The following is a 16,760-nucleotide window of genomic DNA, read 5'->3' on the forward strand; positions in this document are numbered from 1 at the left end:
TCTTTATATTTTCATTCTCCAGAAAGACAAATAAAATTTATTTTCTTGTTAACTTATTGTTACTGTATTCAATATAAAAAGTTATGAATACCAATCCCATGAGTAGCATTATTCCCCCACAGCCACCAATCGAGGTAGAAACTGATGTTCATGTAGTAAAATCTCGTTTAGAATGGGGTGAACCGGCATTTACAATTTTGGACGTGCGTGATCGCTCAACCTATAATGAAGGTCATATTATGGGAGCAATGACTATGCCCATAGATGAACTAACAGACCGCGCAGTAACATCTATAGATAAAAGCCGTGATATTTACGTTTACGGTAGTGATGATGGACAAACGGCTCAAGCTGCCCAAAGATTGCGCTCGACTGGGTTTTACAACGTATCTGAACTAAAAGGTGGTCTTGGTGCGTGGAAAGCAATTGGTGGTCCAACAGAAGGCATCATTGAATCAAGAACTCCCGCAGGAGCAGATGATTACAATGTTATCTCTCGCATCCAAACTCACTTAGAAACTCAGCAAAAGTAAAAGAGATATTGGACATGGAGCAGTAGAGAAAATTAGTAATTACGAATTACGAATTACGAATTACGAATTACGAATTACGAATTACGAATTACGAATTACGAATTACGAATTACGAATTATCCCTAGTGTTCAAATAAATCTTTGAATTGCAATAAATCCAAAGCAACTAATGTTGGTAGAACCTGAAAACATTCTTGAGCAAGTTCCCAACGCCCCTCTCTTTGCAACATTTGAGTGAGTTTTTGCTGTATGCTAAGTAAGTAGCGCACATCATTAGCAGCGTAACTTAATTGAGTTTCAGATAAATTAACTGCGTTACCCCAATCAGAACTTTGTGCGCTTTTATCAAGTTCCACTTGTTCTAGCTCTTGTACTACGTCTTTTAAACCATGACGATTGGTGTAAGTGCGGACTAACTTACTGGCAATTTTAGTACAGAACACAGGTTGAACCTGAATCTTTAGGTTATGACGCAAGGTAGCGATATCAAACCGCGCAAAGTGAAATACTTTGAGAACATCGGTTGCTTGCAAAAGCTGCTGTAAATTAGGAGCTTCTGTTTGTCCTTGAAGAATGCGAATAGCTGTTACTTTTCCTTGAGAGTTGCACAACTGCACGAGACACAAGCGATCGCGTTGTGGTAACAAACCCATTGTTTCGGTGTCCACAGCAATGGCCTCAGACTGTAAATATTCAGAGAGGGAAACTGCATCTAAATCGCGATCGCAAACCTGAAAATCTGGTAATGTCATGAATTGAATCAGAAATAATAATTTATAGTGTCCATCAGTGAAATCACTTTGTTAGACACTAAGTTATTATTGTGCAGAAAATCCGCCAGAAAATCTATCTAGTGTTGATAAATATTTGTGTGAGGTAAACTTCACCTTTAGCATTAGTGGCTACACCTACCCCTGTTAGTTTATATTTTCCTTGAATATTTTTCAAATGTCCGGGACTGTTGAGCCAACCAACCACAGCTTGATGTGCTGGATCACTATATCCAATATTGAAAGCCACATTTTCCCCTGCACTATCATATTTAAGAGGGATAGCTTTAACTCGTTGTTCAAAACCATGATGGCTAAACTTCACTGTACCCTTAGCCATATTTTGGCTGTGAATTCTTGCTTGCTTAGTGATACTAGCATTTAAAGTTAACTGTGAAAGTCCTTGAGAAGCTCGATATTGATTAATTTGCTCAAAAACTAATTTTTCTAAAGTAGAATTTTGAGAATCAAAATTCGACATAGCCGCCTGACTAGAAGTCTTGAATGACTGAGTATGAATAATTTTTTTGGTAGAATTATTACTGGTAACAGGAGCAGTCATCATTCCACTAGCAAGGACAAGCGTACTTAAAGCCATGCCGAAAGCAGTTTGTCGGAACATAGAGAATTAGGTATTGTATGGATTTATTAGACATATACTCTATCTTCTAATGGTTAGAAGAAGTACCAGGATACTGTCAAGTATTCATCAACTGAGGAATTACAGCAGCTTTCAGCAGTTATCAATAAAACCCTGTTGGTGCAAGGCTTTGTCATAAAATTTGTACCTTATTGATCTGCAATATGCTGTATTTGATATTTCAGGTTTGTTAGTTCACTTTCCTGAAAATGACATTTTCTTTTCTTGAAAATCTGCCAATTTTATGACTTTTTCCTCAAATTTAGTATCCAGCATACGTCTTTAGTCAATGCATCCCCTGATTAACTGTTATTGACACTACATCATTAATCAAAAAAAACATAAAAAATAGTATCCACTGACAGATGTCGCAGACACTAACAGGACTTATGCAAAGAATCTGTCGTCAGGTAAGGGTGTAGGGTGTAGGGTGTAGGGTGTAGGGTGTAGGGTAAGAATTTTATTTTCTCCCCTGCTCCGCTGCTCCCCATTCCCTGTTACCTTTGATTACTAGCAACCTGGGTTACTGAGGATGGAGGAATTTGGCCACTGTCTGCACATCCTTGTCACCCCGTCCAGAACAGTTAATCACAATTCGGGGACTACCAGTAAGTTGAGGACACAAAGTTTCTAGATAGGCGATCGCATGAGCCGTTTCCAAGGCTGGTATAATTCCCTCTAGTTTCGATAGGCGTTGAAATGCCTCCAAAGCTTCCGCATCAGTAACACTGTAATATTCAGCCCGACCAATATCCTTCATATAGCTGTGTTCTGGTCCCACACCAGGATAATCCAAACCTGCACTAATGGAGTGTGGTTCAATCACCTGTCCGTCATTATCTTGCAGCAGATAACTCATTGCTCCATGCAATACACCAACTTGCCCTTTTGTCAAGGTTGCGGCGTGTTTGCCAGTATTCACACCTTCACCAGCAGCTTCCACACCAATTAACCGCACAGATGTCTCTTTCACAAACTCGTGAAATAGTCCCATTGCATTAGAACCACCACCCACACAAGCCATGAGAATATCAGGTAAACCGCCCCATTTTTCCATTGCTTGAGCGCGAGTTTCTTCACCAATAACAGCATGAAAATCACGTACCATCATGGGGTAAGGATGGGGACCAGCCACAGAACCCAGGATGTAATGGGTAGTTTCCACATTTGTCACCCAGTCCCGGATAGCTTCAGAAGTGGCATCTTTGAGAGTTCCCGTACCCGCAGACACAGGACGCACTTCCGCCCCCATCAGCCGCATTCTAAACACATTTAAAGCTTGGCGTTCCATGTCGTGAACACCCATGTAAATCACACATTCCAAGCCAAACCGAGCGCAAACGGTGGCTGTTGCTACACCATGTTGTCCTGCACCAGTTTCAGCAATAATGCGCTGTTTACCCATGCGCTTGGCTAATAATACTTGACCAAGAGCATTATTAATTTTATGAGCGCCTGTATGATTTAAGTCTTCTCGTTTTAAGTAAATTTGCGCCCCTGTGCCGTCTGGACGGGCATAATGGGCTGTGAGGCGTTCAGCAAAGTATAAAGGTGTAGCACGTCCTACGTAATCTCGCAGTAAACTTTGTAATTCTGCTTGAAAGCTAGGGTCATGGCGGTATTGCTGATAAGCTGTTTCAAGTTCAGCTAACGCAGGCATCAAGGTTTCAGGAACGTATTTACCACCAAAGCGGCCAAAACGTCCTAGTGTATCGGGAACTGAAGCGGTTTGTGGGAAGTTGGGTGTCAGGGGTGTAGTAGTCACGGATGAAGTTAAATTTAGAGAACAAAGTTAATTTTAATTCTAGAACAATCTTCTCTCGTTCCCAGTCTCTGACTGGGAATACCATCTGGGAGGTTCTACCTCCTGGTAGAATAGAGGCAGAGCCTCTAAACTGCATTCCTACGCAGAGCATAGGAACGAGATAAACGAGATAAACCATAAACAAGAGAGCTATTGCTGAGATTGTTGTACAGTTTTCTGCACTATTTCCAAAGGTAAATCTAGCAACTGACTAATTTGCTCTACACTTAAACCAAACTTGATCATCTGTGGTATCGCTTCTAACTTAGCTTCTTCTTTACCTTCCTGCCTACCTTCTTCTACAGCTTCCTGATAAACATTAGTTTGCTTCAACTCACTTAAACCTAACATGGCTTCAATCTCCTCTCGGCTCTTTTTGGGTAATTTGTAGACGAGCAATTAGTTAAAATCAAGATTCTTGTATCTCCTTCTGTAAAGCCTGAATTTGCTCAAGAGATAATTCAGTAACTTCAGCAATTTGTTCTAAACTCATGCCAATTCGTAACAATTTTAAAGTCAACTTTCTTGTTGTTTCTTCTCTACCTTCTTCTACAGCTTCCTGATAAACCTTAGTTTGTTTCAACTCACTTAAACCTAACATAGCTTCAATCTCCTCTCGGCTCTTTTTGGGTAATTTGTAGACAATAATTGTTTCAATTAAGTTAATTAGATCCCGTTTCGTAGTCGCATCATTTAGCTGTTGGTTTGCTTGTGCAATTAAGCGTTTTGCTAGTTCTGGTGCAGTATCTTCTGTTTCCATCACCAGTTTAACAACTCCCACCCCCAAGGAACTCTCTCCTAACTCATCTAAATAAATGCGTTTAACTCGCTCCAGCAGCAAGATTTCACCAAATTGTAAATTCTGTTCTCTTTCTATATTACGACTAGGATAAATAATCACAACTTGCCAAGGATGACGTGGTTTGTACTGTCGCAAATAAAGACAAAGTTCGGCAAAGAGACGATAATATAAATCATCATCTGGTTGAAACTGAACTTCAACTAAATAAAATGGTTTTTGGGAATCTTTAGTAGTTGGTAAAAATAAACCATCTAAGCGAAAAGCCAGTTGTTTCACTTCACGGGATGTAAATTCATAAGCAACTGCTTCTGTGGGAGATTGGTTAATTAATTCAAAAAAAATGCTGGGAAATGCTTGAAATAAGCTATAGAAAATTGTATCTGTTTTCACGATGATTCAGTAATTTCTTTATTTCTCGTTCCCAGTCTCTGACTGGAAATGCCTTCTGGGAGGTTCTAACTCCCAATATAACTGAAGCAGAGCTTCTAAGTGTGTTCCCACGTAGAGCATGGGAACGGGAGAAATGATACAGTTCACGCTTGCATCCTGTATAATGTTATTCATCTATTTTTAATCATTAACACCCACACTGTGCGACTATTAGCAGAACGTTACGAAATTATACGCGAATTAGGCAAGGGGAGTTTTGCCGTTACTTACCTGGCTGAAGACCATCATAAACCCAGTCATCCCTTATGTGTAGTTAAACAACTCCATACTATTCACAAAAATAATCAGAGTGTTATTAAACTCTTTGAAAAAGAAGCCATAGCTTTGGAAAAACTGGGTAAACATGACCAAATTCCTACATTATTGGCATATTTTCCCCAAGATGATAACTATTATATTAGTCAAGAATATATTCCCGGAAATGACCTGAGTACAGAAATTTCTCACGGGAAGCGGTGGAGTGAAGATAATGTTATTCAATTATTAAAAGAAGTATTAGAAATTCTCGTTTTTGTTCAGGAACAAGAAGTAATTCACCGTGATATTAAACCTACAAACTTAATGCGTCGTCAACCAGATGGTAAAATCTGTTTGATAGACTTTGGGGGAGTTAAAGAAGTCGGTTCAGTTATCCTCAACACCCAAGGAGGAAGTACATTTGCGGGTACTCTTGAATATATGCCCAGTGAGCAAATAAAACGTAACCCTTGTTATGCTAGTGATCTTTATGCTTTGGGGATGACTGCTATTTATGCTTTAACAGGTATTGACCCCATAAAATTAGAAGAAGATGATTATGCCGAGAAAATTTGGCGATATTCTAATTTACAGGTGAGTGATTATCTGGCAGAATACTTAACTACGATGATTCGGCGTAAAGCTGATAAACGCTACCGTTCAGCAGTAGAAGCACTGTCAGAATTACAACCACTTTTAGCACCATCTCATCCTGAAGGAACAATTAGATTTGATAATGCTGCGAAAATTGCATATTCTAATAAAGTTCAGGAATTATTAAAACAGGGAAATGGAAAATTATCGGTAGTAGAGAAGGAATTTTTAGAACAAGAACGAAAAAGGTTATGTTTATCTTTAGAAGATGCAAAGGAAGTATATGAAAATGCACTGTCTCCATTCCGAGACTATGAAAATAGACTGATAAAATATGAAGATTTATTTATCAAACAAGTTAAAGAACAATTTCCTTGGCATGAAAATATAGAAACTCTCTTAGAAAAAAATGGTAAATCTTTAGGGTTAAAACCAGAAGATGTAATTGCTATTGAAACACGGGTACTCAAAAACCGTTTAGGTATTCCTGTTGTTAGCTTTGAATTTGAAACCGCTAAATTAATCCAAAAACCTGGTATTTTAGGTTTAGGTAAAGGTTGGGAAATTCAACGCAGTCGCAAAAAAGCCAGATTATTTATTGAAGATTTGGGAAATGGTGTAATTTTAGAAATGGTGGCTATTCCTGGAGGTACTTTTATCATGGGTTCTCCAGAAAATGAGGAAGGAAGAAGCAGTGCTGAAAGTCCACAACATCAAGTGAATGTTCCTCCCTTTTTCATGGGTAAATATCCCGTGACTCAGAAACAATGGCAAGCTGTAGCTGCTTTACCTAAAGTTAAGATTGATTTAAAGTCTGATCCATCATACTTTAAAGGTGATGGTTCGACTTCACTCACCAACCATTTACCTGTTGAGTGTGTATCGTGGAATGATGCTCAAGAATTTTGCGCTCGACTTTCCCAACTGACAAATAAAACCTATCGCTTACCCAGTGAAGCAGAATGGGAATATGCTTGTCGTGCTGGAACAACTACACCATTTTATTGTGGGGAAACAATTTCTACTGATTTAGCAAATTATCGAGGAACTGACTTTATTAAAATAGATGAGACAGTCTATCCTGGTAATTATGGACAGGGACAAAAAGGAGAGTTTCGAGAAAAAACCACAGCAGTAGGAATTTTTCCTGCCAACCCTTGGGGTTTATATGATATGTGTGGTAATGTATGGGAATGGTGCGAAGATGAGTGGCACGAAAATTATATAAATGCTCCCACTGATGGTAGTGCTTTGTCAGATGGTAAAAATAAATACAAAGTGCTGCGCGGTGGTTCTTGGAACTCTGACCCCAGGGATTGCCGTTCTGCGTATCGTAGCCTCAACGGCCCAGGCGGCAGGCGCAGCACCTGCGGGTTTCGGTTGGTAGTTTCCGGCGCAAGGACTCTTTAGTTCTTTACACTCTTGACCTTTTGCACTCTACACTTTTTCTTATTTTCCCTTTTCCCTCCGCCGTCAGGCGGTCGATTTTTTTGGGCGTTTTTTTGGTGTGGTGCGTTGGTGGTTATTTAATTTTGTTTGATTTTGGGCATAAGATGAGATGTTAGTTTAACGATACATGAATTTCTGGATTTTGTCAAGTTGTCTGAATCAGGACACCCTTTTTGGAAGTCAAAAGTCAAAAGTCAAAATTTTTTGTCAGAATCAGGTGGTTATCGAGCGAAGTCGAGATAATATCTAGGATTTAAGGATTTACAGGATAAGAACGCAGATAAACGCAGATTGTCATAATCAGGAGAATTATAGGATTTTCTGGATAGAATAAATCAAAAAATAGGATTTTATTACAAATAAAAGCAGATGCCTATATAATTAAAGAAGATTGTTTTTAACAGATGATGAGGATTTTTAATCATGAATCCAGCACTGGGAAATAAAAAATATATTTTAGAAAAACTAGACAATTTAACACCTGCACAACAGGAACAAGTATTAATTTTTATTGATTCAATATACCAGCAATCGCAACCAAATGATATAGAACAAAAACAACGTCGTAAATGGCAAGAAATCAGAGGTAAAGCGCCTTATCCTTTAGTTGGTGAAGATGCTCAAACTTGGGTTTCAAGAAATAGAAATGAGGAAAATGAAATCAGGGAGTTAAATCTCAGAAATATCTATGAAGATTGAAGATTATTTAATTCAGGGGAAAAATTTATTTTTGGATACAGCACCAGTAATTTATTATGTAGAGAATCATCCTCAATATCAGTCTTTAGTTAACTATGTGTTTAACGGTATAGATTCAGGTTTACTAAGTGCTGTTACTTCTCCTATAACTTTATCTGAGTGTCTGGTTTATCCCTATCGTTTAGGATTAACAGAATTACAACAAGATTTTATTGATTTGATTGTTTCTGGTGTCAATGTTGAATTTATACAAATTGATGAATCAATTGCTAAACAAGCATCTCAATTAAGAGCGAGATATAATTTAGCTTTATTAGATTCTTTACAGATTTCCGTGGCTATAGTTTCTAAATGTGATATTTTCTTAACTAATGATATTCAGTTGAAACGAGTTACAGAATTAACGATTTTAGTTTTGAGTGATTTTTTACTCTAAGTTGTCAGAATCAGGACACCCTTTTTGGAAGTCAAAAGTCAAAAGTCAAAATTTTTTGTCAGAATCAGGTGGTTATCGAGCGAAGTTGAGATAATATCCAGGATTTAAGGATTTTCAGGATAAGAACGCAGATAAACGCGGATAAACGCAGATTGTCTGAATCAGGTGGTTATCGAGCGAAGTCGAGATAATATCCAGGATTTTAGGATTTTCAGGATATCATAGTAAATGAAACTGGATGCTTGTAGAATTAAAGAAGATTATGTTTAACAGATAATGAAAGTGCTTTTTAGAAAAGGGAGCAAGTCAAATGACTATTGAAAACACTATTTTAGAAAAAGTACGAGTATTGTCACCCGAAAAACAACAGCAGGTATTAACCTTTATTAATTTCCTAGAAACCGATGAATGGGAACTTTTATATAAAGGTAAATTTCAGGAATTGCAGCAAGAAATTCAAATAGGAATTGCAGCAGCTAATAGAGGTGAATTTGTGGATGCTGAAGAAGTATTTCAAAGTTTAAGAAATAAACTCCAAGCAAAACGCGCTCAAGCTGGACAATGACTAATATTTGTAAATTTACAGTTCCAGCAAGTCGAGACATTGAGACTATTATTGATTATATAGCCGAAAATAGTAGTTTTGATGCTGCCGAAAGCCTTCTCAATAAAATTAATAGCAGATGTGAAAAGTTAGCAAAATTCCCTAGTATGGGACGTAGACGCGATGAATTAGCTGCTAATTTACGCAGTTTTCCTGTGAATGATTATCTAATTTTTTATCGTCCCATTGAGGAAGGTATTGAAATTTTGCGTGTTGTTAGTGGTTATCGAGATTTAGAAGGGTTGTTTGTAACAGATGATGAGGATTAAATTGTCTGAATCAGGTGGTTATCGAGCGAAGTCGAGATAATGTCCAGGATTAAAGGATTTACAGGATAGAAGAAATTAAAAAATAGGATATTTTCGCAAAATCAACCTATTTTATTGATATGAAACTGCACAGAATCATCAAATTAATCAAATCACCCGTATTCCATCTGTGTTCATCTGCGTTCATCTGCGTTTTATTCATCAAAACTAGCTACTCTCTACTACCTGATTTTCAATTCTTCTGATCTCTTTCCATCCTGTTCGCGTAGCGTGGCGTTAGCCATAAATCCTCAAATCCTGGACATTATCTCGACTTCGCTCGATAACCACCTGATTCAGACAAAAAATTTTGACTTTTGACTTTTGACTTTTGACTTCCAAAAAGGGTGTCCTGATTCAGACAATTTACCCTATCTTAATAACTCCTCAACTTGATGCTGACTCCACAAAGTTTTGTATAATCCTGGTTCTTCCAAAAGTTCTGTATGTTTACCAATTTGAACTATTTTCCCCTGATCCATCACCATAATTCTATCAGCAGTAGCAGCAGCAGAAAGTTGATGAGTAATGAAAATCACGGTTTTTTGTTGAGTACCACTAGAGAGATTTTGGAGAATTTGGGTAGCTGTTTGATTATCGACACTAGAAAGAGCATCATCTAAAATTAAAACTGGAGCATCAATTAACATCGCTCTAGCTAAAGCTGTACGTTGTCGCTGACCACCAGAAAGGGTAATTCCTCTTTCACCGACAATTGTTTCATATTGCTGGGGAAAATTGTCAATTTCTGCGGTAATTTGAGCCAGATTAGCAACAGCTTCCACCGTTTCTTGTTCACTCACAGGATCGCCGTAGCGGATATTATTTTTAATGGTGGTGCTGAATAAAAAGCTATCTTGAGGTACATAAGCGATCGCACCCCGCAAATCATGTAAAGCAATTTTTGTAATATCCAACCCATCTAAAAATAACTGTCCCGCTTCAATATCCAACAACCGGGGTAAAGCATTAGCCAAAGTAGATTTTCCCGAACCAATAGCCCCAACAATTGCCACCACTTCCCCAGGAGCAATAGTAAAATTAATATGATCTAAAGCAGGGATATTCGCACCGGCATAAGTATAACTCAGATTTTTAGCTGTAACTTCACCCTTGACAGTATTAGCTGCCAAATGAATAGCATCAGGTGGATCTTGAATTTTTGGTGTTATGCTCAAAATTGATTCTAACCGATCAATACTCACTTCACCCCGTTGGTAAGCAGTAATTGTGAATCCTAATAAAGCAGTGGGAAAAACTAAACGCTCTACATAAATCAATAAAGCCAAAAAATCACCCACAGCCAAAGTACCAGAAGATATTCGCATCGTTCCCAACCAAATAATAATTAGGGAACTGATATTAGCCAAACCACCAACGAGAGGAAATAATGTATTTCGACTTTGTGCTAATTTCAGGTTAGCTGCCAACAGATCCTGATTTTTCTTTTGGAAAGCGCGACGCTCATTTTCTTCTTGACCATAAATTTTAATCAAAGAAATACCGCTAATATCTTCTTGGATGAGTTCACTCATATTCGAGAGTTGTTCTTGTAAAGCGGCTTGTTGTTTCCGTAAGCGATCGCTAAACAAATGCACCAACAAGAACATAAATGGATAAACTGCCAGAGAAGCTAAAGTCAGATCCACACTAATTGATAGCATCACTGGCAGCGTCAGAGTATAAGCAAACAAAGTATTTGCTAAACTCAATACCGCAAAACCTAGCAACCGCCTGATATTTTCTACATCACTAGTAGCCCGACTAATTAAATCACCAGGGGTATTACTGGCAAAATAAGCCGGTTCAAGTTTTAGTAAATGCTGAAAAATTCGCTGCTTGAGTTCAAATTCTACCTGACGACCCACACCAAAAATCCAGATGCGGGAAGCCATACGCATCATCCACATTGCTGAACTCAGGGAGATAATTATGACCGCATAACGTATTACTTGATTCAAGCTAAAGGTTGTGGAAAGTGTATCCACCCCAGAACGAATCAGCAAAGGGATATAAACGCCCAAGCCATTGACAGACAATAAAGCAATAATGCCTAAAGCAGTTTCCTGCCAATGGGGACGTAGGTAAGTACCGAGTTTAGCAAGCCGTCGTGATTGTGCCATTCAAGCAATTTTACAACTTGATCATCCTAAACTTTTCACTCAAGTTGTTAGTTATCTAGTTTAGGCTGGTAATGGGTAATTGGTAAAATTCTTACCTGTCTTCTGTTCAGACTTCCCCAGGAAGATTCACTATGGACACTTTCGTCAAAGGAAGTCCAGAGATGATTTCATCCCCAATCCCAAATCCCCAATCCAAAATCCAAAATCTAAAATCCAAAATCCTTCTGCTTCCTGATCACGACCGACCACGTAAGAAGACGTAAATCTGGTTAAGATAACTTTCCCACACTTGGGTAGTGAGTTGCAGAGTTTCCGCATTCGGTACAAAGTCTTCTACACGCAACCCACGGGTAGTTATGGCTTGGGGATTTTGTAATAGATAGGATGGCATCTTCATATCTGCCACAGGCAGGATGCCACTTGTGATCACATCTGAGATGTTATTGGCAGTAGTAATTGGTGGATTCACAGCTACCAATGTCGGAGGAGGAAGCATTGCTGCCACTGGTGATCTGACTAAAAAGTAAGCAATAGCTGGTGTACTCGACAACAGCAAAATAGTCAGCGCCCACCCCAGTAAGTATCCTCCTGGTTTCTCTATACTAGCTGCTTTGATTTTTTGGGCAGCAAGCATAAGCATTAAAGCGGAAGCTCCTAGGGGCTTGAGTGGGAAAGATATAAATCGCCACAGCGAAGCTACTGCTGGTTCACTAGGATTTAGAAATGCCAAAGCTAAAACAACTAGTACAACCCCTAAAGCAAATCGGCCAACAAAGCTCACTGTTGGGTAGAATCTTTGGAACAAAGAATAGGCAACAACGGCAATTAGCAGCCACAGTAAAACCCGGCTTAGTAATTGAAACATAGATTAACTCTCTAATGTGCTGGTGCGGCAGGTCTAGATTATGAGGTAAATTGGTTTATTTTATCGTCAAACTGTAATTGCTAAATGACTAAAAAATAACTCACACCACACTTACACAGACTACCGTCGTAGTGATTTTAGTGCAATTTTTTGACACTGAGTGTATTCTTTGGAATTTTCCAAAAGAGTAACATAGCACCAGTGAATTAAATTAATTTAGTAGTCATCGTCAACTGATGAAAAGGAAAAACTATGTCGCCGGAAAAACCTACCATTTTGGTTACGGGGGGAGCAGGATATATTGGTTCTCATACAGTCCTAGCTTTGGTGCAAGCAGGTTATGAGGTGGTAATTCTCGATAATCTGGTTTATGGACATCGTGATCTGGTAGAACAGGTTTTGCAGGTAGAACTGATTGAAGGTGATATAGAAGATCGCCCCCTATTGGATCATCTCTTTCAAACCCACCAGATAGAAGCAGTTATGCACTTTTCTGCCTATACTTATGTAGGTGAATCAGTGACAAACCCCGACAAATACTACCGTAATAACGTCCTAGGCACTCTGAATTTGTTAGAAGCGATGCTGGCAGCATCTATTCAGAAATTTGTCTTCTCCTCCACTTGTGCCACCTATGGAGTACCCAAATTTATCCCCTTAACCGAAGATCATCCCCAACACCCCATTAATCCCTATGGGATGACTAAGTTGATGGTAGAACAGATTCTCTCTGACTTTGATATTGCTTACGGTTTAAAATCTGTGCGTTTCCGCTACTTTAATGCGGCTGGTGCTGATCCTAATGGCTTACTGGGAGAAGATCATAGTCCAGAGTCTCATTTGATTCCCTTGGTATTATTGACAGCATTAGGCAAACAGGAATCAATTTCTCTTTTTGGTACAGACTATGACACTCCTGATGGTACTGCTATTCGGGATTATATCCATGTCAGCGATTTAGCAGATGCCCATATTTTAGGCTTGGAATATCTACTCAAAGGTGGTGACAGCGAAGTTTTCAATTTAGGTAATGGTAACGGCTTTTCTGTCAGAGAAGTTATTGCTGCTGCCGAGGAAGTGACGGGAACGGTTATACCTGTACAAGAATGCGATCGCCGTCCCGGTGATTCTCCTGTTCTCATTGGCACAAGCGAAAAAGCCAAAAACATCTTAGGTTGGAAACCCCACTATCCAGATATCAAAGATATTGTCGCTCACGCTTGGAACTGGCATCAAAAACGACATAAATAGGGCTGCTGAATAAACCTCAAACCTGGTCAATCAAGAAATTCCGAGGCTAAAAGGTGAAGAAGGTGCAAGGAAAAAAGTTAAAATCAGTAAAAACACTTGCACTATTTTCACATAAAAATGTATTTAAAAGCGCAAAAACAAAAATGTCACCAGAAAACTTTGAACATCCTTTGAGGCTATCAACATCTCCTAATTAAAATTAATATTTTCAGTTACTAGCCCCAGTCATGTTTCTAGTGAAAGACCTATTATCTGGACAGTTGAATTAGTCTTATGACTTACCTATCTCCTAGTGATCGGCTTCTGCGAGGAATTGCCACAGCGATGAATCAACTTTTGACGGTTGAAGATGATCGCCAGTCAGTTCAATCAGCATTAAATATCTTAGGTATAGCGACAGAAGTTGATCGAATTTACATTTTTGAGAACCATCTCCATCCAGAAACAGGACAAATTGCCATAAGTCAACGCTGGGAGTGGGTAGCCGAAGGGGTTGTTCCAGAAATTGACAATCCCGATCTGCAAAATCTTACCTACGATTCATTTTTGCCCCGATGGTATGAGGTTCTCTCCCAACAACAACCGATAGTCGGTAAGATTGCAGATTTGCCCCTTGTTGAACGTATGCTGTTAGAACCCCAAGGTATTCTAGCGATTTTAATCGTACCAATCTTTATCCGCGATCAATTTTGGGGATTTGTTGGCTTCGATGACTGCCATCAGGCACGGGATTGGGATGAGACAGCACAAACAGTATTAATGGCGATCGCCAGTAGTATTGGTGGTGCAATTGCCCAAAGAAAAGCTGAATCACATCTTAAACAACTCAATGAGACTTTAGAAGAACGGGTAAAAATGCGTACTGCCGAACTGCAACGCTCTATTGAGGCGGCAGATGCGGCTAATCGCGCTAAAAGTGAATTTCTCGCCAACATGAGCCACGAACTACGCTCTCCCCTTAACGCCATTCTGGGCTTTGCTCAAATTATGACTCGCTCTCAAACCCTGGGACTAGAACATCAAGAAAATGTTGGCATTATTTCTCGTAGTGGTGAACACCTTTTAGCTCTCATCAACAATGTTCTCGATCTCTCCAAAATTGAAGCAGGTAAAACTACCCTTAATCCCAAAAACTTTGACCTCCATCGCCTACTAGATGATATTCACGATATGTTCCAAATGAAAGCTGAAGAGAAAAATCTCCAGTTAATTATGGAATACGAACCTGATCTTGTGCGTTATGTCCGTACCGATGAAATCAAATTGCGTCAAGTATTGATTAACCTGATTCATAATGCCATTAAATTTACTCAAACTGGGGGCATTTCCATTAGAGTTAACAACCACAAAATGACTCTTCATCCCCAACAAACAATAGCACTCTCTCAAAGAGATGCTTACACTTTAAATTTTGAAATTGAAGATACGGGTGCGGGGATTGCACCTGAAGAACTAGGAGAGCTTTTTAACGCTTTCAGTCAAACCGCAACCGGAAGACAAGCACAGGAAGGAACAGGTTTAGGATTACCAATTAGCCGTCAATTTGTCAGTCTCATGGGAGGGGATATGAAAGTCAAAAGTCAGGTAGAAAAAGGCACAACTTTTTTCTTTAATATTCAAGTCACTACAGTAAATGCCGATGAAATTACCCGCCAACAAACCACTCGCCGAGTCATTGCTCTTGCACCTAATCAACCAACTTATCGCCTTCTCATAGTTGATGATAAACCCTTAAATCGCCAGTTATTAATTAAACTGCTCTCTCCCCTAGGATTTCAACTCCAAGAAGCCAGTAACGGGCAAGAAGCAGTTAATATTTGGGAGACTTGGGAGCCGCACTTAATTTGGATGGATATGCGGATGCCAGTAATGGATGGTTACAGCGCCACTCAAATGATTAAAGCCACCACCAAAGGTCAAGCAACAGTGGTGATTGCTATAACTGCCAGCGTATTGGAAGAAGAAAAAGCCGTAGTTCTTTCAGCGGGATGCGATGATTTTTTGAGAAAGCCTTTCCGAGAAGAAGAAATCTTTCAGTCCATGAATAAGCATATTGGCGTAAATTATATTTATGAAGAGTTGACTCCAATTAACTCTGAAATAATACACACAAAAGAAATTTTAACCGTAGATGCGATCTCCAAACTTCCACCCGAACTATTACAGCAACTTCAAGAGGCAGTGATTGCTTCTAATCTCGACTTAATTGCTCAGGTAATTCAAAAAATTTCCATCTGCAATGCTCCTTTATCTCAGGCGATTGAAACTTGTTTGCATAACTTTGAATATGAAAAAATTCTGCATTTACTCCCTGAAACTCAAGTATGAGCCTAGTTGCGAAATATGAATAATATACCAGTAAATGTTCAATATGAAATTGTCATTATTGATGATATACCCGCCAACCTACATTTGCTCACCAATCTGTTAAAACAAAATGGCTATCTAGTGCGACCATTTCCCAGTGGTAAATTAGGTCTAGCAGGAATTCAACACGCGACTCCGGCTTTGATTTTACTAGATATTCAAATGCCCAAAATGAATGGCTATGAAGTCTGCCAGCATCTCAAAGCCAACGAATTAACTCGTGATATTCCCGTGATATTTATTAGTGCTTTAGATGAGGTGATCGATAAGGTAAAAGCTTTTACAATAGGTGGAGTAGACTATATCACTAAACCCTTTCAAGCAGAAGAAGTTTTAGCTCGCATTGCTACTCATTTAGACCTCAGTCGCCTACAAAAACTGCTCAAACAAGAAAATTATTTGCAATCTCAACAACTGGCAGAACAAAATCGCCAACTTCAGAAGATTAATCGGGCATTAGAACAAACCAACCAAGAACTAATCTACAGTACCAGTCTCAAGGACGCATTTCTCGCTACCATGAGTCACGAACTGCGTACCCCCCTCAATGCCATTCTTGGTATGACTGAAGGATTGCTTGATGAAGTCTTTGGGTTAGTAAACGAAACACAAATCCAAGCCTTACAAACTATAGAGCGTAGCGGCTTCCATTTACTAGAACTGATTAACGACATTCTCGATGTGACCAAAATTGCATCGGGACAGATCGAACTAGACTACAAAAACACCGCAATTATACCCCTGTGCCTACAAAGTCTCGAATTTAAGTACCCATGCAAAATTAATTATACATTTTCATAATAAATTGATAAAATAAATTATTAATAA

Annotated in this window: 16 protein-coding genes; 9 read left to right on the forward strand and 7 right to left on the reverse strand. The window is 39.0% G+C overall.

The genetic code is table 11. The features are described 5' to 3' along the window. Nucleotides 1-83 precede the first annotated feature (83 nt). On the forward strand, nucleotides 84-533 hold the full coding sequence (locus A0J48_RS23215) for a rhodanese-like domain-containing protein (protein WP_200326954.1): 450 nt from the start codon (nucleotides 84-86) through the stop codon (nucleotides 531-533). Between the two features lie 122 nt (nucleotides 534-655). Here A0J48_RS23215 and A0J48_RS23220 read toward each other — a convergent pair whose 3' ends face one another. The 5 genes from A0J48_RS23220 to A0J48_RS23240 form a co-directional block, all read right to left on the reverse strand. Then, a complete protein-coding gene (locus A0J48_RS23220; protein WP_200326955.1) occupies nucleotides 656-1,285 on the reverse strand; it encodes a ribonuclease H-like domain-containing protein in 630 nt (209 codons plus the stop codon). A gap of 94 nt (nucleotides 1,286-1,379) precedes the next feature. Further along, a complete protein-coding gene (locus tag A0J48_RS23225; RefSeq protein ID WP_200326956.1) occupies nucleotides 1,380-1,925 on the reverse strand; it encodes a CAP domain-containing protein in 546 nt (181 codons plus the stop codon). 541 nt (nucleotides 1,926-2,466) lie between these two features. After that, nucleotides 2,467-3,708, reverse strand: coding sequence for a tryptophan synthase subunit beta (trpB, locus tag A0J48_RS23230; RefSeq protein ID WP_200326957.1), 1,242 nt, complete (start codon nucleotides 3,706-3,708; stop codon nucleotides 2,467-2,469). 189 nt (nucleotides 3,709-3,897) lie between these two features. Continuing rightward, nucleotides 3,898-4,098: a hypothetical protein gene (locus A0J48_RS23235; RefSeq protein WP_325078957.1), complete on the reverse strand. Its 201-nt coding sequence runs from the start codon at nucleotides 4,096-4,098 to the stop codon at nucleotides 3,898-3,900. Between the two features lie 58 nt (nucleotides 4,099-4,156). Continuing rightward, nucleotides 4,157-4,939: an Rpn family recombination-promoting nuclease/putative transposase gene (locus tag A0J48_RS23240; RefSeq protein WP_200326958.1), complete on the reverse strand. Its 783-nt coding sequence runs from the start codon at nucleotides 4,937-4,939 to the stop codon at nucleotides 4,157-4,159. Between the two features lie 201 nt (nucleotides 4,940-5,140). On the opposite strand from A0J48_RS23240, the gene A0J48_RS23245 reads away from it, so the two are divergent. From A0J48_RS23245 to A0J48_RS23265, 5 genes are all read left to right on the forward strand, one after another. Beyond that, nucleotides 5,141-7,240, forward strand: coding sequence for a bifunctional serine/threonine-protein kinase/formylglycine-generating enzyme family protein (locus A0J48_RS23245; protein WP_200326959.1), 2,100 nt, complete (start codon nucleotides 5,141-5,143; stop codon nucleotides 7,238-7,240). A gap of 462 nt (nucleotides 7,241-7,702) precedes the next feature. Beyond that, a complete protein-coding gene (locus A0J48_RS23250; protein ID WP_200326960.1) occupies nucleotides 7,703-7,978 on the forward strand; it encodes a hypothetical protein in 276 nt (91 codons plus the stop codon). Beyond that, a complete protein-coding gene (locus A0J48_RS23255; RefSeq protein WP_200326961.1) occupies nucleotides 7,968-8,414 on the forward strand; it encodes a type II toxin-antitoxin system VapC family toxin in 447 nt (148 codons plus the stop codon). Before A0J48_RS23250 ends, A0J48_RS23255 begins: the two co-directional genes overlap by 11 nt. A 310-nt stretch (nucleotides 8,415-8,724) precedes the next feature. Continuing rightward, nucleotides 8,725-8,979 (forward strand): hypothetical protein, encoded by a 255-nt coding sequence (locus A0J48_RS23260; protein ID WP_200326962.1) that lies wholly within the window; start codon nucleotides 8,725-8,727, stop codon nucleotides 8,977-8,979. Beyond that, nucleotides 8,976-9,287 (forward strand): type II toxin-antitoxin system RelE/ParE family toxin, encoded by a 312-nt coding sequence (locus tag A0J48_RS23265; RefSeq protein WP_200326963.1) that lies wholly within the window; start codon nucleotides 8,976-8,978, stop codon nucleotides 9,285-9,287. Before A0J48_RS23260 ends, A0J48_RS23265 begins: the two co-directional genes overlap by 4 nt. A gap of 410 nt (nucleotides 9,288-9,697) precedes the next feature. On the opposite strand, the gene A0J48_RS23270 is transcribed toward A0J48_RS23265, so the two are convergent. Beyond that, a complete protein-coding gene (locus tag A0J48_RS23270) occupies nucleotides 9,698-11,449 on the reverse strand; it encodes an ABC transporter ATP-binding protein (protein WP_200326964.1) in 1,752 nt (583 codons plus the stop codon). Nucleotides 11,450-11,684: 235 nt separating this feature from the next. Beyond that, nucleotides 11,685-12,314 carry a septal nanopore formation protein FraI gene (fraI, locus tag A0J48_RS23275; RefSeq protein WP_200326965.1) on the reverse strand — a complete coding sequence of 210 codons (630 nt, stop codon included), beginning with the start codon at nucleotides 12,312-12,314 and terminating at the stop codon, nucleotides 11,685-11,687. A 252-nt stretch (nucleotides 12,315-12,566) separates the two neighbouring features. Here fraI and galE point away from each other — a divergent pair, with 252 nt between their 5' ends. The 3 genes from galE (at nucleotide 12,567) to A0J48_RS23290 (ending at nucleotide 16,733) form a co-directional block, all read left to right on the forward strand. Beyond that, nucleotides 12,567-13,565, forward strand: coding sequence for a UDP-glucose 4-epimerase GalE (galE, locus tag A0J48_RS23280; RefSeq protein WP_200326966.1), 999 nt, complete (start codon nucleotides 12,567-12,569; stop codon nucleotides 13,563-13,565). A 273-nt stretch (nucleotides 13,566-13,838) separates the two neighbouring features. After that, nucleotides 13,839-15,893 (forward strand): hybrid sensor histidine kinase/response regulator, encoded by a 2,055-nt coding sequence (locus A0J48_RS23285; RefSeq protein WP_200326967.1) that lies wholly within the window; start codon nucleotides 13,839-13,841, stop codon nucleotides 15,891-15,893. A 15-nt stretch (nucleotides 15,894-15,908) separates the two neighbouring features. Next, entirely contained in the window at nucleotides 15,909-16,733 is an 825-nt protein-coding gene (locus tag A0J48_RS23290; protein WP_200326968.1) for a hybrid sensor histidine kinase/response regulator, read from the forward strand. Nucleotides 16,734-16,760: the final 27 nt, after the last annotated feature.

The organism is Sphaerospermopsis aphanizomenoides BCCUSP55, assembly GCF_001586785.1.
GTDB classification, from domain to species: domain Bacteria; phylum Cyanobacteriota; class Cyanobacteriia; order Cyanobacteriales; family Nostocaceae; genus Sphaerospermopsis_A; species Sphaerospermopsis_A aphanizomenoides_A.

Bases quoted from the DNA above. Each gene is read 5' to 3' on its own strand.
- A0J48_RS23220 (WP_200326955.1), bottom strand. From the start codon at position 1,285: ATGACATTACCAGATTTTCAGGTTTGCGATCGCGATTTAGATGCAGTT.
- galE (WP_200326966.1), top strand. From the start codon at position 12,567: ATGTCGCCGGAAAAACCTACCATTTTGGTTACGGGGGGAGCAGGATAT.
- fraI (WP_200326965.1), bottom strand. From the start codon at position 12,314: ATGTTTCAATTACTAAGCCGGGTTTTACTGTGGCTGCTAATTGCCGTT.
- A0J48_RS23290 (WP_200326968.1), top strand. From the start codon at position 15,909: ATGAATAATATACCAGTAAATGTTCAATATGAAATTGTCATTATTGAT.
- A0J48_RS23225 (WP_200326956.1), bottom strand. From the start codon at position 1,925: ATGTTCCGACAAACTGCTTTCGGCATGGCTTTAAGTACGCTTGTCCTT.
- A0J48_RS23265 (WP_200326963.1), top strand. From the start codon at position 8,976: ATGACTAATATTTGTAAATTTACAGTTCCAGCAAGTCGAGACATTGAG.
- A0J48_RS23235 (WP_325078957.1), bottom strand. From the start codon at position 4,098: ATGTTAGGTTTAAGTGAGTTGAAGCAAACTAATGTTTATCAGGAAGCT.
- A0J48_RS23215 (WP_200326954.1), top strand. From the start codon at position 84: ATGAATACCAATCCCATGAGTAGCATTATTCCCCCACAGCCACCAATC.
- A0J48_RS23255 (WP_200326961.1), top strand. From the start codon at position 7,968: ATGAAGATTGAAGATTATTTAATTCAGGGGAAAAATTTATTTTTGGAT.
- A0J48_RS23250 (WP_200326960.1), top strand. From the start codon at position 7,703: ATGAATCCAGCACTGGGAAATAAAAAATATATTTTAGAAAAACTAGAC.
- A0J48_RS23270 (WP_200326964.1), bottom strand. From the start codon at position 11,449: ATGGCACAATCACGACGGCTTGCTAAACTCGGTACTTACCTACGTCCC.
- A0J48_RS23260 (WP_200326962.1), top strand. From the start codon at position 8,725: ATGACTATTGAAAACACTATTTTAGAAAAAGTACGAGTATTGTCACCC.
- A0J48_RS23285 (WP_200326967.1), top strand. From the start codon at position 13,839: ATGACTTACCTATCTCCTAGTGATCGGCTTCTGCGAGGAATTGCCACA.